Source organism: Cytobacillus oceanisediminis, assembly GCF_022811925.1.
In the GTDB taxonomy this organism is placed as follows: Bacteria; Bacillota; Bacilli; order Bacillales; family Cytobacillaceae; genus Cytobacillus; species Cytobacillus oceanisediminis_D.
In genome coordinates, this window is sequence record NZ_CP065511.1 from 3,543,783 (window position 1) to 3,561,321 (window position 17,539).

The 17,539-nt window shown below is 42.7% G+C and carries 17 protein-coding genes; 1 reads left to right on the plus strand and 16 read right to left on the minus strand.

The features are described 5' to 3' along the window. The first annotated feature begins 126 nt into the window (after window positions 1-126). Window positions 127-915 (plus strand): HAD family hydrolase, encoded by a 789-nt coding sequence (locus tag IRB79_RS17690; protein ID WP_243503748.1) that lies wholly within the window; start codon window positions 127-129, stop codon window positions 913-915. A gap of 163 nt (window positions 916-1,078) precedes the next feature. Here IRB79_RS17690 and IRB79_RS17695 read toward each other — a convergent pair whose 3' ends face one another. The 16 genes from IRB79_RS17695 to IRB79_RS17770 form a co-directional block, all read right to left on the minus strand. Next, window positions 1,079-1,765, minus strand: a complete 687-nt coding sequence (locus IRB79_RS17695) for a copper homeostasis protein CutC (protein ID WP_243503749.1) — start codon at window positions 1,763-1,765, stop codon at window positions 1,079-1,081. Between the two features lie 46 nt (window positions 1,766-1,811). Further along, window positions 1,812-2,828, minus strand: coding sequence for an asparaginase (locus IRB79_RS17700; RefSeq protein WP_243503750.1), 1,017 nt, complete (start codon window positions 2,826-2,828; stop codon window positions 1,812-1,814). A gap of 28 nt (window positions 2,829-2,856) precedes the next feature. Continuing rightward, window positions 2,857-4,011, minus strand: coding sequence for an ROK family transcriptional regulator (locus IRB79_RS17705; RefSeq protein WP_243503752.1), 1,155 nt, complete (start codon window positions 4,009-4,011; stop codon window positions 2,857-2,859). Between the two features lie 235 nt (window positions 4,012-4,246). Then, entirely contained in the window at window positions 4,247-5,134 is an 888-nt protein-coding gene (locus IRB79_RS17710) for a sugar phosphate isomerase/epimerase family protein (RefSeq protein ID WP_243503754.1), read from the minus strand. Between the two features lies 1 nt (window position 5,135). Next, window positions 5,136-6,197, minus strand: a complete 1,062-nt coding sequence (locus tag IRB79_RS17715; protein WP_243503755.1) for a Gfo/Idh/MocA family protein — start codon at window positions 6,195-6,197, stop codon at window positions 5,136-5,138. A 5-nt stretch (window positions 6,198-6,202) separates the two neighbouring features. Further along, window positions 6,203-7,111, minus strand: coding sequence for a sugar phosphate isomerase/epimerase family protein (locus IRB79_RS17720; protein WP_243503756.1), 909 nt, complete (start codon window positions 7,109-7,111; stop codon window positions 6,203-6,205). Between the two features lie 240 nt (window positions 7,112-7,351). Then, the gene (locus IRB79_RS17725) at window positions 7,352-8,320 is read right to left on the minus strand and encodes an ABC transporter ATP-binding protein (RefSeq protein ID WP_243509521.1); all 969 of its coding nucleotides are present in this window, start codon (window positions 8,318-8,320) and stop codon (window positions 7,352-7,354) included. Then, window positions 8,313-9,302, minus strand: a complete 990-nt coding sequence (locus IRB79_RS17730) for an ABC transporter ATP-binding protein (protein ID WP_243503757.1) — start codon at window positions 9,300-9,302, stop codon at window positions 8,313-8,315. Before IRB79_RS17730 ends, IRB79_RS17725 begins: the two co-directional genes overlap by 8 nt. 14 nt (window positions 9,303-9,316) lie before the next feature. Beyond that, entirely contained in the window at window positions 9,317-10,213 is an 897-nt protein-coding gene (locus IRB79_RS17735; RefSeq protein WP_243503758.1) for an ABC transporter permease, read from the minus strand. Window positions 10,214-10,225: 12 nt separating this feature from the next. Next, complete coding sequence (gene gsiC / locus IRB79_RS17740; protein ID WP_197200834.1) at window positions 10,226-11,149, minus strand: glutathione ABC transporter permease GsiC; 924 nt, start codon at window positions 11,147-11,149, stop codon at window positions 10,226-10,228. A 72-nt stretch (window positions 11,150-11,221) separates the two neighbouring features. Further along, window positions 11,222-12,805 (minus strand): glutathione ABC transporter substrate-binding protein, encoded by a 1,584-nt coding sequence (locus tag IRB79_RS17745; RefSeq protein ID WP_243503759.1) that lies wholly within the window; start codon window positions 12,803-12,805, stop codon window positions 11,222-11,224. Window positions 12,806-13,165: 360 nt separating this feature from the next. Next, a complete protein-coding gene (locus IRB79_RS17750; protein ID WP_243503760.1) occupies window positions 13,166-14,023 on the minus strand; it encodes a PhnE/PtxC family ABC transporter permease in 858 nt (285 codons plus the stop codon). After that, window positions 14,023-14,808, minus strand: coding sequence for a PhnE/PtxC family ABC transporter permease (locus IRB79_RS17755; protein ID WP_113881563.1), 786 nt, complete (start codon window positions 14,806-14,808; stop codon window positions 14,023-14,025). The genes IRB79_RS17750 and IRB79_RS17755 overlap by 1 nt, the downstream gene beginning before the upstream one ends. Then, on the minus strand, window positions 14,798-15,586 hold the full coding sequence (gene phnC / locus IRB79_RS17760) for a phosphonate ABC transporter ATP-binding protein (protein ID WP_243503761.1): 789 nt from the start codon (window positions 15,584-15,586) through the stop codon (window positions 14,798-14,800). Before phnC ends, IRB79_RS17755 begins: the two co-directional genes overlap by 11 nt. A 91-nt stretch (window positions 15,587-15,677) precedes the next feature. Then, on the minus strand, window positions 15,678-16,712 hold the full coding sequence (gene phnD / locus IRB79_RS17765; protein ID WP_243503762.1) for a phosphate/phosphite/phosphonate ABC transporter substrate-binding protein: 1,035 nt from the start codon (window positions 16,710-16,712) through the stop codon (window positions 15,678-15,680). Window positions 16,713-16,829: 117 nt separating this feature from the next. Next, a complete protein-coding gene (locus tag IRB79_RS17770) occupies window positions 16,830-17,534 on the minus strand; it encodes a phosphonate C-P lyase system protein PhnL (protein ID WP_243503763.1) in 705 nt (234 codons plus the stop codon). Between the last annotated feature and the right edge of the window lie 5 nt (window positions 17,535-17,539).

The following is a 17,539-nucleotide window of genomic DNA, read 5'->3' on the forward strand; positions in this document are numbered from 1 at the left end:
TATCCCTCTATTCTTTGTGAATGTTTCAGCTCGATAAATAAAAAACACAAATCTATACACTGAGTTTACCTGGATTTAATATTAAGAGGATATGATTGGTTTACAACGAATGAGGAGGCAGTATAAATGAATATGCGTGCAATATTTATTGATATGGATGGTACACTTCTTAAAGCCTCAAACTGCATTTCCCGCCGAAATATGGAAGCCATTTATCGGCTCATAGATCAGGGAGTCATGGTGTTTCTAGCCACTGGCCGACACTATGAAGTAACCGCTCCCTACCATAAAGAAATTGGATTACAAACTCCGATGATCTGTTTGAATGGTGCTGCTATTCACGATGCAGAGACAGGAAGAGCTACGCAAATAAAAACCGTACGATTGAATGAGGAACGCTTTCACCATCTGACCGCAGAAAGTCCATGTAATGTTATGATCCATACAGCAGCTGGGCTATATTGTAAGGAAACAAATGAAGAAATCGATTATTGGACGAAAATTGGGCAAATTCCGCCGCAGTATATTGGAGATTTAAGACAGGCAGCTTATCAGGATGTTCTTAAATATAGTGTTCGAACAGGTTCACCAAGTCCTGAAATATCCGCTTTGTTTAAAACCGAAGCAGGAGTCATCGATTGGAATGACGGGTTTGAGCTGGTCGCTCCTGGTGTTTCCAAATGGTCTGCTATAAAAAGCTTACTTGCCGAATTTCAAATTAATCCAAATGAAGTCGCAGCCATTGGAGACGGCCCCAATGATATAGAGATGCTTCGTCATGTCGGTACTGGTGTGGCGATGGGGAACGCTGGCGAAAAGGTTAAAGCAGCAGCTGATTTTGTTACAGAGCATCACGAAAATGATGGATTAGCTGAGTTTATTGAACGTTATCTTCTTAAATCTTATGCGATTTAATGTATTTTATAGGACTTTTCGTAATAAAAAAAGACAGGTGTAATTAGTACCTGTCATTTTTTAATAGCAATATTTTTAGTTTAGTAAGGGTTACAAATAATACCCCAGCACACGTAATACCACATTACTCAGCAGGTTGCATTCCGCTAAAGCCCATTTCACATTAGGCACCGATTATTTTTATTATCTTTCGCACTCTCTCAGGATCAATCTGATGATCGTAGCTGGATTGGAAACGGACTCCTGTACCAAAATGAACTTCAGTGACTGGCACCTCATCCAAAAATGCTGTTATATTTTCAATTGAAAGTCCTGCACCAGCCATGATCTTTAAATGGCTATCTGCTGTAAGCTCATTTAGCTTCCTCAATCTTGCTGCTGCATTTGCAGCACTGCGCTCTCCCCCAGAGGTCAGGATTCTCGATATTTGCGGATACTGCTTGATGATTTCCATAGCCGCAAATTGATCATCGGCCTCATCAAAGGCACGGTGGAAGGTAATATCCATTCCATCTGCTGCATCGATTAGCCGCTTTAGATAATCGATATGTACTTGGTTGTTATGTGTGAGAACTCCAAATACTACGCCTGCCGCACCTAATTTTTTGCAGATGTCAATATCCTGAATCATGACTTCTATGTCCTCTTCCGAATAGCAAAACCCGCGGCTGTGCGGACGAATCATTACATTCACTGGGATCTTTAATTCTTTGCACACTCTTTCAATGACGCCATAACCTGGTGTCAGGCCCCCCTCTGCGAGCCCGGTTACCAGTTCAATTCTGCCTGCGCCGGCTTCCTGGGCAATTAGCGCATCACTTAGGGTGTCTGCGATCACTTCTATTAACATGTTTATGTATCTCCTTTAATAGTGCTTTCCCATTGTTTGAACTTAATTAATTTAAAGGCAATTTCTCAGACTGGAATATTTCCTGTATAGATCCCACTTCCATTCCAGCATCATTTCGAATAACCGAAGGCCTTAGGTTTCTCAGCTTTTTAATGGTTTCGTGATTGCTATATTGTATTTGTTCAAGAATAGATGCTACAATGTTTGGCCAGACGTCCTCAGATCCATTTAAAACTTTGAGGGCAAATCCAGCCCGTTCTTTTTTTAGCCCGAAGCAATACACACCCTGGGCTCCGCCTTTAGCAACAATATTCTTGTCTTCCAATAAAATCGAACAGATAAAATGCTGGGATGCAACCATATTAAACTGGTTATTCATAATGTCCGTCATTTTATGAACTGCCTGCTGGAGCTGAGGATCTTGAATCAGATCGGGACAAGCCAGCTTCAGGTATACTTCAGACATCTTTTTTAAAGGAATGGCAAAAACGGGAGCCCCGCAGCCATCAATTCCAATATGAATATTAGAGACAGGAATACCCGATAAATGAGAAAGAATATCCATGATATGCTTTTGCAGGGGATGGTCTTCTTTCCAGTATCCCTCCACTGGAAATCCCCATTCACGGCATACTGTAATAAATCCCATATGTTTGCCTGCGCAATTGTGATAAAGCTTTCTTTTCTGAATCCCTTGTCTGATCATCTCTTCTCTTGGCTGTATATTTAAAGGATAAGAAGGAGGGCAATAAAGTTCTTCTTCCTTTACAGGGAGTTTTGCTAACATCGATTCCAGAGCCTCAATATGGTAGGGTTCTCCTCGATGGGAAGCTGTAAACAATGCTGCTTCCTGCTCTGTTAATCCGTATTTCGCAATTATGTCAGTCAAAAAAACGGGCAGCGCCTGGATTGGCTTCGAAGCAGAGCGAAAGTATGTGTAATGCTCTTCGTCGCCAACCTGGTAAAAGGATTCTAATTGATCATTCATACCACAAATGATCCCTGTATGAATATTCTCAACGATTCCTCCCCTGACTTCCTCTACTAATGCAGTGTATTTCACTTCAGTTCTCTCCTTAATATTGGCTTATCTACTCAATCTCCAGCATAAGATTTTGGGCCTGTATGGCCGCCCCAAGAACAACTCCGTTATCACTCAATTCCGAATATACGATTCTCACCGATTGCTTCAATGGCTCCCATATATACAACTCACATTTTTGCTCAATGGCTTCCTTCATTTCAGGAAGTTTTTCAATCGTATTGCCGCTCAAAATAATGACTTCAGGATTATACAGACAAAGGAGATTGCTGATGGCCAAAGCAATATAAGTGGAGGCTCTATCCATAATATTTAATGCCCAGGGCTCACGGTTCCGGTAGGATTGGAACACATCTTCTATAGAAGAAATATCCTTCACCTTCCTGCTGTCAGCAAGAATCGCCCCTTCAGAAATATAGGTTGCCAGACAGCCTATTTTGCCGCAATTGCAGACATTGCCTGTAGGATCAATCACTGTATGCCCGATTTCCCCTGCATTATTGGTTTCCCCTCTGTAAATTTCTCCATTAAGCATGATAGAAGAACCAATTCCTGAACCAATTCCTACTAATATTGAATTCTGCGAATCCTTTGCTTTGCCTGTAAAGCTCTCAGCCACAATCTTCATTTTTAATTCATTATCAACAATGACATTAAAAGAGGTAAGCTTTTGCAGATCTTCAGCCAGGCTTGCATCTTTCCACTTTAACTGATCAGATACCTTCACAATCCCGTTTTTATAATCTATATATCCTGGCAAACCGACTGCCAGGCCAATTATCTTATTTGCAGGAATCTGGTTTTCTTCCATGTTTTTTCGAATGATCGCGTTTATTTTATGAAGTGTTTCGGAGTAACTCTCTGATTCATTTCTAATATTCTTATGTATTGAAACCAATTCACCAACATAATTGACAATTCCAACCTTCAGCAGTGATTTATCTATTTCAATGCCAATTGTATAAAGCACATCACCGCATACTTCCAGCAGGGTTGCTTTTCTCCCGACTCCGGATGCAACCGCTTCTGTTTCCTTTACGTAGCCCTGCAGCTGAAGCTCACTGACAATTCGTGTTATGGAAGTCGGACTCATCCCCGTCATTTTAGCGATATCAATCCTTGATATAGGAGACTTAGTTTTTAAAATATCAAGAACGAGATTCTTATTTTGTCTTTTCATTAATAGCTGATCGTGTTTCTCCATTATCCTACCTTCTTTATGCCTGCAGATTTAGACTTACCACTCTGAAGGTGCATTTAAAGAATCGTGTTGACTCTCGCCTTCATTTGGAAAACCAACATCATCCTTTAAAACTTGAGCACTTTTTCTGTGCCAGTTCATTTAAGCTTCCAAAAGAGAAATCATCACTTATCTCTTTTGGAAGCTATCATTGGAAATCCCTATCTCATTATACACTTTGTTCAAAGCATGAATCCATTTACCTAAAGCTTTTAATGAATCCTACTGCTTCCGCAATGTCACTGATTGGATTTTGGTTCACTTCTCTTTCAATGGTTAAGTACCCTTGATAATTGATTTCGTTCAAAGCATTGAAGTAAGCCTGGAAATCAACGTCTCCATTTCCGAGCGGCAGCTCCCTAAAATACTCACCTGAAGCAACCATTTCTGCAATTTCCGCATGGTCTGTGCCGCCGCCATAGCCAAGGAACCCGTATACATCACGGGGATCAGCAGGCTTTAGCCTCTTGCCATCCTTCACATGTGTATGGACAATATAATCCTTAAGGAGCCTTACACCGTCAGCAGGATCATCACCGGTTACCATCACCATATTCGCCGGATCAAAGTTAACTGATACCCCATTCGTGCTCAGGGTATCCAGAAAGTTTTTGAGCCTGGCAGATGGTTCAGGACCTGTCTCAATGGCAAAGTAGGCATTCATGCTTCTAGCGTAAACAGCGAGTTCTTCACATGCTGTCTGCATGGCTTCATATATGGGGCTGTCATGCTCTTCAGGAATAATGCCAATATGGGTCGTCACAATATTTGTTCCCAATTCTGCTGCGAGATCCAAAATGCGTTTGGATTTTTCGATTTTAATTGGATTTTGTTCAGCATCCTGAAACCCATGTCCCCCCAGGTCACCGCAAAGTGCCGATATTTCCAGGCCAATGGAATCTAAATAGCTCTTAAGTTTTTTACGTGAAGTCTGATCCATATTTTCAGGAGCCATTTCTCCTTCAACCGCATATATTTGTACACCATCAGCCCCCATATCCTTGCAGACTTTAAGTCCTTCGTACAAGGGCAGCCGCAGGCTATCCACCATAACACCAATTTTATTTGAGAGTTTTACAGTCTCCATTTTAAGCAAATGTCACCTCACTTTTCTTATCAGCCGCTTCATAAATGCCAGCGAGGATCTTCATCATTTCCACCCCATCTTCAACTGGCGCCAAAGGATTTGTTCCTGCTATACAGCTCGAAACAAAGGAATCGATCTGATTCTGAAAGGCATTGGCAAAATCAAATGTTAAATGATCCATTTGCGGGTGAATATTCAAAATGGTGTTATTTTCTTCACTTATAATGGCCAATTCAGGCTCCAGTTCTGCGCCGCCTTTTGTGCCATATAATTTGACTCCAATTTCATCTTTTTTCGCATGAAGTGTATAGGATACATCCACAAGTATAGATGCTCCGTTCTCAAAGGTAATCAGGGCGTTCGCTAAATCTTCTACTGTATTCCGGTCTTTATGATAATCTGCCGCTTTATAAAAACTTAAATACTCGACATTTCCTCTGTTCCCCAGCTTACTGTATACGTTACCGGAAATAGACTTCACTTTTGGACGGCCCATCAGGTACCAGCACACATCGATTACATGGACACCAAGGTCAATTAAAGGGCCACCCCCTGACCGATCCTTGTCTGCGAACCAGCCTCCGGGATTCCCCAGACGGCGCAGACACGAGGCTTTTGCATAATAAATGTCGCCTAATGTCCCGTTATCAATAAATGATTTCAGCACTTTCGTATTTGTAGCAAATCTTCGGACAAACCCTACCTGCAGGGTTTTCTCACTATTCCTCGCAGCTGCTTCCACTTTCAGGGCTTCTTCAACATTCATGGCCAAAGGCTTTTCTACCAGGACATGTTTTCCAGCATTGAGTGCGCCAACTGATATCTCTGCATGGCTATTATTCCAGGTGCAAATGCTCACTGCATCGACATTTGGGTCACTGTACACTTCTTCTATATTCCTATATACATGGCTGATCCCATATTGCAGCGCCTTCGCTTCCGCTCTTTCCGCAGAATAATCAAAAACCCCGTACAGAACGGCGTCAGGATTATTGGCAAAAGACTTGAAGTGCATATCAGATATCGATCCGGTTCCTATGATACAGACTCTTAAAGGCTCCAATTTCTTCACCCTTTCAACACTGGCTTAGAATCATTCACTGCTTGCACTTCATTCCATAACCTTCTTACATTATCCATGCCAATTTTGGAACCAGTCCTGCAATCTTCCATGCCTTCAAATTCCACTGTCAAATAACCGTCATAACCGGAACCTTTTATCAATCTAATAATCTCACGTATATTTAGATCTCCGTGGCCAACGATGGCTCCGCGCAGATAGTTTTCATTTACAGTCCTGAACCAGACTCCATCACCCGGATCCTCAAAATATGGGCGAATATAGAAATCTTTTAAATGGACCGTTGCTGCGTATTTTAGATTCTTTTTCACCCCAACAAGCGGATCCTCATCAATGCAAAGGAAGTTGCCGACATCGAGAGTTGTTTTGAAATTCGGCCGGTTAACCGCATGAATGACCCGCTGTACCCGGTCGCTCGATTGGACATTGAATCCGTGGTTTTCAATGGTTGTCGTAATGCCGAATTGTGCTGCATAATCTGCGATTTGCCGGCTTCCTTCTACTAACTTATCAAAATGCTCTTCGAAGTAGTGAATCGTCATTTCTTCCGGCTTTAGCTGAAATGCTGTAACATCATGGCGCATAATCTTAATGCCCATGAGATTGACTATATCCACATGCTCTTTCAGCCGCTCCACTTCTTGTTCGAATGCTTCCTGTGTCGGCTGAACCAAATTGGCCGGCAGGGAATAGGCAGAAAGTTCAATCCCAGCTGCTTCTGCTCTTGTCTTAATTTGATGTGCCAGCTCCGCATTATCCACGACCGAGAAGCCATAAGGAACAATCTCCATGTGCTCCCCGCCATTTTCGGCAATCCAGTCGATCACATCCAGAACCGTCATATTGCCATCTCTTAATTCTCTTACTAAACTGTACGTGCTAAGTCCAACCTTCATGAAAATCCTCTCCTATTTCCATTATTTTTATAGTGAATTTGCAGGAATGCTGATATACCGCCAAGTGACCGATATATTAAAAATGTGACCGATAAAATTAAATTCTGACCGATATCTCCGAAAACTGACCGATATTATGAAAAGTTGACCGATAAACAGGGCAATGTGACCGATAAATTCCTGCAGAGCGAAAAATCCTTAAAAAAAATCTCATTGAATCGGCACTAAATATGGGTTTGGCTAATCCACTAAATGACATGCAACAAAATGATCATCAGCCAACCCTTTTTTCACCTCTGGTTCCACAGTTCTGCAAATATCCATACATGCAGGACATCTTGTATGAAAGCGGCACCCGGAAGGCGGGTTAACCGGACTCGGCAAGTCTCCCTGCAGGACAATCCGCTCCCTTCTCAATCTCGGATCCGGGACTGGAACAGAAGATAGAAGTGCTTTTGTATAAGGATGCTGCGGATTTGAGAAGATGACATCCTTGGGCCCTGATTCAACGATTGTGCCAAGATACATGACCCCGATGTTGTCGCTGATGTGTTCGACTACACTTAAATCATGTGATATAAATAGGTAGGTAAGATTAAATTCAGTCTGCAAATCCTTTAATAAGTTAAGGATTTGAGATTGAATGGAAACATCAAGAGCGGATACGGGTTCATCAGCTATAATGAGCTTAGGCTTCATAATCAGTGCCCTGGCAATGCCGATCCGCTGTCGCTGTCCTCCACTGAATTCATGAGCATACCGGTCTGCATGATGTTCTGTCAGTCCAACGACTTCGAGCATTTCTGAAACTAGATGATTCCGTTCCGCTTTTGATAGTTTCGTATGGATCACAAGCGGTTCAGCAATAATCTCTCTTACTTTCATTCTTGGATTAAGAGATGCATAGGGGTCCTGAAAGATCATCTGCACCTTTTTTCTTACCAATTTCAGCTGTGATTCTTTCTTTTGTGAAATTTCTTCGCCATCAATCCAGATTTCACCGTGACTGGGAGTCAGCAGCCTTGAGATCAGCCGTCCTGTTGTAGACTTGCCGCACCCGCTTTCTCCAACGAGACTGTAGGTAGTTCCCTGTTCGATGCCGAACGACACATCATGAACTGCCTTTAATGATCTCTTTTTGGCAAACATGCCGCCCGGAAGCGTGAATGACTTTTTCAGCCCGTTTATTTTCAGCAGTGTCTCAGGCATATACATTCTTCCTCCCTTCTTCAATCATCCAGCAGCTGCACATTCTCCCATTTCCCAAATCATTGGCATTCGGCTCTTCCTCAAAACAAATAGCCATGGCCTCATTGCATCTTGGAGCAAATTTGCAGCCCTTTGGCATATTGCTGGGATCGGGCACATTCCCTTTAATGGATGTCAGTTTATCCTTCCTCTGCCCGATTTTTGGAACCGATCCTATCAGTCCTTTCGTATAAGGATGCTTCGGGCTTTCAAATAAATCGAATACATTCGCTTCCTCTACTACCCGGCCTGCATACATGACTGCTACCCGGTCACACATTTCCGCCACTACACCCAAATCATGGGTTATTAATAGAACGGACATGCCTTCCTCTCGCTGCAGCTGTTTCATCAATTCCAATATCTGCGCCTGAATTGTTACATCCAGTGCAGTTGTCGGCTCATCTGCTATTAGGAGCTGTGGATTGCAGGACATGGCCATGGCAATCATAATCCTTTGCCGCATCCCTCCAGACAGCTGATGGGGAAATTCATAAACGATTTCCTCCGCCCGGGGAATCCCAACTTTCTTTAAAATAAAAATCACATGCTCCTTCGCCTGTTTTTCGTTTAAATCAAGATGCAGCCGGATGGGCTCCAGCAGCTGTTCTCCTATTTTCATTACGGGATTTAATGAAGTCATCGGCTCCTGAAAAATCATGGCCATTTGTTTTCCGCGGATCTTTCTCATTTCCCTCTCTGATTTATGAGTAAGTTCCTCGCCTTTGAAGGAAATGCTTCCGCCCGATATTTCTCCGCTTGTGCCTTTAAATAATTTCATAATCGACAGGGAGGTTAAACTTTTGCCGCAGCCGGATTCCCCTACGAGCCCAAGTACCTCTCCTTTATTGATATGAAAACTGACACCCCGCAAAATTTTCAGCTTTTGCTTATCCTTTGTAAATTGCGTCTCCAGCTGGTTAACCTGCAATAGCTTCTCCATTTTTTCAATCTCCCTTACTCATTCTTCGTTTTAGGGTCCAGGACATCCCGGAGCCCATCTCCGACAAGATTGAAAGCAAGCACGGTCAAAAAGATCGCTAATCCCGGCATCATGACAACATGGGAAGCTGTTCCTAAATAATCACGGCCAAGGCTGAGCATTGCACCCCAATCAGGTGTTTCAGGACTGGCACCGAGACCCAGAAAACTTAAACTGGAGGCCGCTAAGATTGCCGTTCCAATTCTCATCGTAATAAACACGATTAAACTTCCAAGAGTTTCAGGAAAAATATGCTTGAACATAATCCTCCGGTGCGAGGCCCCCATTGATTTCGCCGCTTCCACAAAGACGGTCTCTTTCCCCTCTAATGTCGAGCCTCTCACCAGTCTTGCAAAAGATGGGATGCTGAAAACGGACACGGCAATCACCACATTTGTTAATCCCGGTCCTAAAATGGCCACGATGGCGATTGCCAGCAGCAGATCCGGAAACGCAAACATGACATCACTGCCGCGCATAATAAGACGATCCAGCCAGCCGCCAAAATAACCGCTCATTAATCCAAGAATGATTCCTCCAGCCGCTCCCAAAAAAACAGCCAGAAAACTGACACCAAGCGATATTCTCGCACCGACGAGCAAACGGCTGAAAATATCCCGCCCGTATTCATCCGTGCCAGCCCAGTGTTCTTTGCTTGGCCCCTGCAGCGTCGAGTTGTAATCCGGCTCGTATGGATCATAGGGTGCAATATACGGTCCAATGATGGCGATGATGATCAGCAGCAGAATAAAAATGCTTGCCCAAAATGCCGTTTTTTGCTTTTTCCAATTCTTAAAGAATTCTTTAACAGGTGAGTATTTTTTCTTTGGAATCACTGGGGTATAGGCATTTACTTCTTTTATTATTTCCATGATTCCCCTCCTCTAGGAAACGTAGCGTATTTTCGGATTCAGCATACTGTACATGATATCTACGATTAAATTAACAAGAATAAATTCAATGGAAAATAGCAATAGCTCCGCCTGAATGACTGGATAGTCTCTGAAGGCAATGGAATCAATCAACAATCTCCCCATTCCCGGAAAGCTAAAAACAGTCTCCACTACAACCGATCCGCCCAGCAGGAAGCCAAACTGCAGTCCGGCAATGGTTACGACGGGAATTAAAGAGTTTCTCAATGCATGCTTTGGAATGACTACAGATTCCTTGAGGCCTTTCGCTCTTCCGGTACGGATAAAATCTGCTCTTAACGTCTCAAGCAAAGATGACCTGGTAAACCTGGCAAGCATGGACATAATGCCTGCCCCTAAAGTGATTGAAGGCAATATATAGCTTTTCCAGCTCTCGGCTCCGCCTGTTGGAAGCCATCCCAGCTGGACAGAAAAAATCTGGATAAGAATCAAACCAAGCCAGAATCCCGGCATGGAAATTCCAGAAACGGCTGTGACCATCCCAAGATAATCCGGCCATTTATTTTTGAATACCGCTGACAGTGTGCCTATTAATAAGCCAAGCACCAATGCCCAGCCCATGCTCATAAACGTTAAATAGATGGACGGCATAAAGCGGTCTGCAAACATCTCTGAAACCGGAAGACCTGTCTTTAAGGAAGTCCCCAAATCTCCTTGAAATAAATTGCTCATGTATGTAATGTATTGATCCCAAATCGGTTTATCGAGCCCCAATTCCGCTCTGATAATAGTAACTTCTTCTAGAGTTGCATCCTTTCCGGCAACTAATCTGGCAGGGTCTCCAGGAATTAAATGAGTGAAGAAAAAGATTAATATTGAAACAATAAATAGGATTGGGATCATTTCCAGGATTCTCTTTAATATATATTGAAGCAAAATGAAAACCCCTTTCTTAGAAAGGAAGAGGCATTTGGTGTAAAACCTTTGCCTCTTCTGATTGCCTGGCTTTTACTTAAGATTCGCGTCTGTCACATTAATTCCGCCTGTTGGAGAAATGAAGACACCCTCGACATTGGACCTTGAACCTGCAAGAATCTCATCTACCCCAAGGAAAATCCAAGGTGCATCTTTGTAGATAGTTGATTGAATATTGCTGTAGATTTCTGCCTGCTTGTCAGGATCTGCTGTTTGATTTACCTCTGTAATCCACTTATCTACATCATCATTTTTGTAGTATGCAGTATTCGCTCCATCCGGCGGGAATGAGCTGCTGCTGAACAATGGCTTCGTTGCATTGGTCGTGTCGGATGGATACGCAGACCAGCTGACATACCACATTTGCACCTTTGCCTCTTCCGGTGTTTGAGCTCCATAAATCTCATCTGACAACGTGCCTTCTTCCATTGACTTAATCTCAACTGTAATGCCAATTTCTTTTAATTGCTGTTGGATAAACTGCATTCCCTTCAATGTGTCTGAATTGGTGTTTCCCCAAATTTCAGCATTGAAGCCATCTTCAAATCCAGCCTCTTTCATTAATTTCTTTGCTTTCTCAATGTTGTGATCATAGGTTTCCTGTTTGGAGTAGAACTGGGTTTTGCTTGGAATTATTGAGTCCAGCGGCAAGCCGTAGCCGGAATTTACAACACTTATAAAAGCCTCTTTATTCACAGCATAGTTAATTGCCTGGCGAATGCGGACGTCATCATACGGTTCTTTCATCGTATTGATGGATACATATCGGGCAATCGTGGAAGGAATTTTATGAATTTCAACGTCTGAATTGCTCTCCAATTCCTTTAAGTTTTGTACTGGCGCTGGATAGATCACATGTGCTTCGCCTGTTTTAAGCATAGCTACACGAGAGCCATTTTCCGGAACAGGCTTGTACGTAATCTTTTTCACACGATCAGCCTTATTCCAATAATCATCAAATCTTTCAACTGTTAAATGGTCTCCCTGAACCCATTCCACAAACTTGAATGGACCGGTGCCAACTGGTGTTTTGCCAATATCACTGGAAGAATCATTGATTAACTTCGGACTTAAGATTTTAGCGGAAACAAATCTTGTCAGCATTCCTGCATATGGTTCTTTTAATGTGACTTTTACTTGATAATCATCAATCACATCAATGCTGGTAATAAGATTAAATCCGCGGCTATTTAAACGGAGGCTTTCATCATTCATAATCCTTTCAAAGCTGGTTTTAACCGCTTCTGCATTGAACGGCTCCCCATCATGGAAGGTAACACCCTGACGAAGCTTGAAAGAATATTCCAGTGCATCATCACTGACACTGTATTCCTCAGCCAGCTGCGGAATGATTTGCCCTTCTTCATCCGATCCCAGCAATCCCTCTAACATGGCCGTCTGGACGGAATTTGAATTCGTATCGCCCGTATTATGCGGGTCCATGGATATGAAGTTTTCGTTAACTGCAATAACTAATTCCTGATCCTTGCCGCTGGCTGATTTCCCTGAATTCTCCTTTTCAGAAGTTCCGCCGCTTTCTTCGCTGGAACAGCCAGCCAGTAAGATCGCAGATACTAAAGCAACAAACAGCATTTTCCACACGTTTACCCTTCTCAAATTGCTTTCCCCCTCGAACAATTTTGTCTTTTTTGCTTTTCTCAGAAGTTTAATCTAAAAGAGTTTAAAATCGACAATTATTTTCACCATGTTAGTAAATATGTAAAATATTATATGTATTTTTCATTCTTTAGTTTATTTTACATATTATTTTCTCCACTGATGAAAATAATTAAATTCATTATAGATTGATAATCTTGTAATTTCAATAGTAAATTCTGAAAATTTTATATTTTTAATTTCTCATCTATTTTTTTCAAAAACTCACAGAACATAATTTTTAACCAGCGAGAGTCATAATGTAAAGCAACATATAAAAGACCAGGCACATTAGGGCCTGGTCAAATAATGGCTTATTCACTATGCTGTTTTAAGCTTTCTCTTAATCTTAGCGGCAAAGATTTCAAGGATTATCGCAACAGCCAGGATAAAATAAGTAATTGTCCCGATCTCCCGCATATCCAGGTAAAAGCTGCTTGCCATGAACATGTCAAATCCAATTCCGCCGGCTCCTGCTGCTGCTCCCATGGCAACGGCTACTGCAAAGTTAATCTCAAAGCGGAGAAATGTCCAGGAAATCATATAGGTGATGGAGGATGGAATCACAGCTTGGAAGACAATTTGCCACCAATTGGCTCCGCTCGCCTGCAGCGCTTCAATCACTCCCCTATCCAATTCTTCAAAGGACTCTGAATAGGCTTTGATTAAATAGCCGATCGAGTGAAAGGTCATTCCAATAACTGCAGCTGTACTTCCAAGGCCGGCTGCAACCGCAAAGATCAGGACCCACAAGACGGTCGGCACGGCTCTTATAAATGCGACCATGCTTTTAATGACTATTGAAACCTTTTTCGAAGACAGATTCTCAGCCGCCAGCAATCCAAAAAGAACTGCGATGATGGCGCCAAACAAGGTAGTCAGAAAAGCCAGGCCGAGTGTAACCATAACTTGATAAAGGGCATGGCCAAAGGAGAAATGCTTCAAGTGCGGTTCAAGGAATATGGTTTTTAAATTGGCGAATGTGCCGAGAAGCGCTTCCATAAAGTCCAGTTCCTTATAATCAAAGCTGTAAAATGCATAGACTGTCAGCGCAGCGAGAATAAAGAGGGTTAATCTCGTCACAATAGCGGGTTTATTCAAAGGTTTAGCCGGCATTCTTTGGCCAAGCAGATGGTCAGCTGGTGCTGAGACATTACTGAGCTGTTCCTTCACCTCCATTACAAAATCACCTTCCTTACATAATTGGATGCATATTCGATCAAAAGGATAGCGGCTATGATGACAACAACGACCAAACTTGCTGTGTCATAAGCCAAACTTTTATAGTATAAGTTGAATGTAAATCCGATTCCAGATCCTGTCAGCAGTCCAATTAATGTGGCACTGCGGATATTCGTTTCGATCATGAACAAAATCCAGCTGATTAATTGCGGAATGCTTGATGGAATTACCGATTGAAAGATGATGGAAAAGTAGCCTGCGCCTGTCGCTTTTAACGCCTCCACAGAACCCCCGCTCACTTCATCAATTGTTTCGGTAAAAGCTCTGGTTAAGAATCCAAATGACCCAAAGAACAAAGCAAAATAACCAGTTAACGCGCTTTGTCCAAAAGAAAACAGCAAAATCAGTGCCCATGCGGCAACATCGATGTTTCGAAAGACAGTGGCAATTCCTCTTGTAATAGCTCCAAAAAAGGCATTTACCCTTGTTGTATTTGAACCGAAAATGGAAAATAATAGGGCGAATACAGCAGCTGCTGTCGTGGCCGCAATCGAAACCAGGAGTGTTTCCTGCAGCTTTTCAAGAATAACTGGCAGCTTTTCTAAGGATTCTGCGGTTGGATAAAAGTTCGCCATTCCCCATTGAATAGCTTTCGGTATTGAAGCAAAGCCCTTTAAAGCATTGTACTCAGTAATGATCATAGCAAGGATCGTCACGGCTCCAAGGAGTAATAGGAAGGCAAGTGTGTTTCGTTTCTTCTTAGCAAAAATATCAGCCTGCATGGATGCCTCCTATGTCAAAGATTAAATCATCCGCTTCTGATCCATATATCCGCTGAATGTCTTCAGAAGTCATTCCTTTAGCCGTTCCGTTATATACTGCCTGCCCCTTGTTAATGCCGATAATTCGATCAGAATATTTGATGGCCACATCAACCTGATGAAGATTTACAACAACGGTAATGCCCATTGTTGTTGAAACCTTCTTCAAATGATCCATGATCACTTTCGCCGAATTAGGATCCAGGGACGCAATGGGTTCGTCGCACAAGAGCATCCGCGGATTTTGGATAAGCGCGCGCGCTATCCCTACCCTCTGTTTTTGCCCTCCGCTTAATTGGTCTGCACGCTTATAAATCATTTCGTTCAGGCCAAGCACATTCAAAATCTGGATTGCCTGCTGCTTTTCCTCTTCGCTGTAAAGTCCCAACACGCCAGCCAATGTTGATTTGGTTCCCAATTTTCCGTGCAGAGTGTTCTCGATTACCGTCAATCGATTGACTAAATTATAGTGCTGAAAGATCATGCCAATTTTGGTGCGGACCTGCTTTAATTCCTTTTTCTTCAGGTTCATTACATGGAGATCCTGGAAGCGGATGTCTCCGCCGGTAGCATCAATCATGCGGTTGATGCAGCGGAGGAGAGTTGATTTCCCTGCTCCTGATGGGCCGATAATGGAAACGAACTCCCCTTCCTGAACTGAGAAGCTTACATCAGTTAATGCTTTCGAATCTTTGCCAAATTGCTTTGTAAGGTGATTAACTTCCAATAATGCTGTCATGAGTTAACCCCTCCTATCCAATTGTTTTATGCTGCTTAATCGGGCAGTAAATCTTCCATAAATGGCTGGCCCTGCTGATGGCTGATTCCCTTTATTTTGCTAGCTCACGGATTGGGTTGAACCACTTATCTTCTACTCCAACCAGACGTTCATTTCCGGACTTTTTGCTGAATAATCCGGAAAATTCGGAGTCCTCCGGAACGAAGATTTTTTCGTTATTTGCCACTTTGTCTGAAGTCATAATTTCAAGCAGCTGTGTTTGGTCTTCTACGCTCAATGTGCCGGAATTGATTACAAATGGTGCATTTAATACAGGGGTTACTGAGATTAAGCAGAATTCTTTTCCTGCAACCGTATTCAATGGCTCAGCTGCATCATCTTTAACCTTGTAAACTGCGCCTTGCTTGTTCACTTCACCTTCTGCCAGCTCCACATAATTGTTCACACATGTATCACAGAATGCCGCAACGTCCGCTTTGCCGCTTAATAGATTGACAGCAGAACCCTGGTGAGAGCCGCCAAATAATACTTCACTGAAGAACTTGTCCTCTCCGCCTTCAAGCAAATCCTCTGCTGTCAAACTCTTAAACTCTTCTTTGTCGCTGAAATAATCAGTAATGCCTGTAGATGGAACCTTGAATCCTGATGTTGAACTGTTCGAAACAAAGGAGAATCTCTTTCCTTGAATATTGTCTATGGCAAACTCCCCGCCATTTTTGTATTCATCCGCATTTTCCTTCTGAACAGCCAGCCAGCTGTAATACACAGCGTCCTCCAAAGTGCCGGACTCGCCGCTTGGAACAACCAGCGGAAGAACCTTTTCATTCTTGTTATGTGCTTCTATGTATCCTTGTGCACCAAGGAACGCCATATCTGCGTTGCCGTTCGCAATCGCTTCAATTGCCACAATATAATCAGTCGTTGTTTGATGCTCTACATTCTTGCCTGTTTTTTCTTCTATCAGTTTCCCAATTTCGTCACGGGCTTCTCCTAAATCAGCGCCTGATTCGTTTGGAAGCCAGGCGATCGTCAGCGTATCGTCCTTCTCTGAGTTCGCTGTAAACGAGCATCCTGCAAATACAGCGGTCATCACAATTGAAAGCAAAAATAGCGCCATTTTCTTCATGATTTTTCCCCTCTCTTATTTAGAAAAGTTTTTATAATACCATCGACCTAACTATAGCGAAAGAATATTAATCTACTGATAAGGCATTATGAGAAATCGTTAAGCACTGGTAAAGAATTAATGAGACAATGTAAATACACCATTCTGCATGTTGTATTCCCTATCACATAAGTTGTTCATAAATTCGAGATCATGGAATATTCCGAGCATCGTCGTGCCTTCATTCATTAATTGTTCTATTAAAATTTTCACCTTGATTTTAGATTCATAGTCCAGGCTTGCTGTTGGTTCATCCAGAAGAAGCAGTCTCGGCTTCTTGACCATCGCACGCGCAATATTCAGCCTGAGCTTTTCCCCGCCTGAGAAGGTGGCAGGATAGCTGTCCCAAAGCTCTGGATCCAGCTCGAAATGTGATAGAATCCCCTCCGTCTCTTTCTCAGCCTGATCCTGATCCCGTCCCATTTCAACGATGGCCTGCTTAACAAGCTGTCTGGCAGTCGTTCTTGGCATTACATTCAGAAATTGAGACACATAGCCAATTTCATGCTTGCGCAGATAAATCATTTGTCTATTTGTTGCCTCTGCCAAATTGAGAGGACCGAACTTTTTGGAATTGTACCAAATGCTCCCATCCTGAAGGCTGTAGGTTCCAAAAATGCATTTCAATATCGTCGATTTTCCGCTCCCGCTTTTTCCTGTAATCCCGATGAACTCTCCTTCTCTTAACCTGATATCAATGCCGCTCACTGCATGAATATTTTTCCCGAGGTTATGAAGGGTAAATGATTTGGACAGATCTTTGATTTCCAATAGATTCTCCACCGATC

Bases quoted from the DNA above. Each gene is read 5' to 3' on its own strand.
- IRB79_RS17755 (WP_113881563.1), bottom strand. From the start codon at position 14,808: ATGCAGGCTGATATTTTTGCTAAGAAGAAACGAAACACACTTGCCTTC.
- IRB79_RS17720 (WP_243503756.1), bottom strand. From the start codon at position 7,111: ATGAAGGTTGGACTTAGCACGTACAGTTTAGTAAGAGAATTAAGAGAT.
- IRB79_RS17735 (WP_243503758.1), bottom strand. From the start codon at position 10,213: ATGGAAATAATAAAAGAAGTAAATGCCTATACCCCAGTGATTCCAAAG.
- IRB79_RS17750 (WP_243503760.1), bottom strand. From the start codon at position 14,023: ATGGAGGTGAAGGAACAGCTCAGTAATGTCTCAGCACCAGCTGACCAT.
- IRB79_RS17690 (WP_243503748.1), top strand. From the start codon at position 127: ATGAATATGCGTGCAATATTTATTGATATGGATGGTACACTTCTTAAA.
- phnC (WP_243503761.1), bottom strand. From the start codon at position 15,586: ATGACAGCATTATTGGAAGTTAATCACCTTACAAAGCAATTTGGCAAA.
- IRB79_RS17725 (WP_243509521.1), bottom strand. From the start codon at position 8,320: ATGCCTGAGACACTGCTGAAAATAAACGGGCTGAAAAAGTCATTCACG.
- IRB79_RS17695 (WP_243503749.1), bottom strand. From the start codon at position 1,765: ATGTTAATAGAAGTGATCGCAGACACCCTAAGTGATGCGCTAATTGCC.
- IRB79_RS17710 (WP_243503754.1), bottom strand. From the start codon at position 5,134: ATGGAGACTGTAAAACTCTCAAATAAAATTGGTGTTATGGTGGATAGC.
- phnD (WP_243503762.1), bottom strand. From the start codon at position 16,712: ATGAAGAAAATGGCGCTATTTTTGCTTTCAATTGTGATGACCGCTGTA.
- IRB79_RS17730 (WP_243503757.1), bottom strand. From the start codon at position 9,302: ATGGAGAAGCTATTGCAGGTTAACCAGCTGGAGACGCAATTTACAAAG.
- IRB79_RS17705 (WP_243503752.1), bottom strand. From the start codon at position 4,011: ATGGAGAAACACGATCAGCTATTAATGAAAAGACAAAATAAGAATCTC.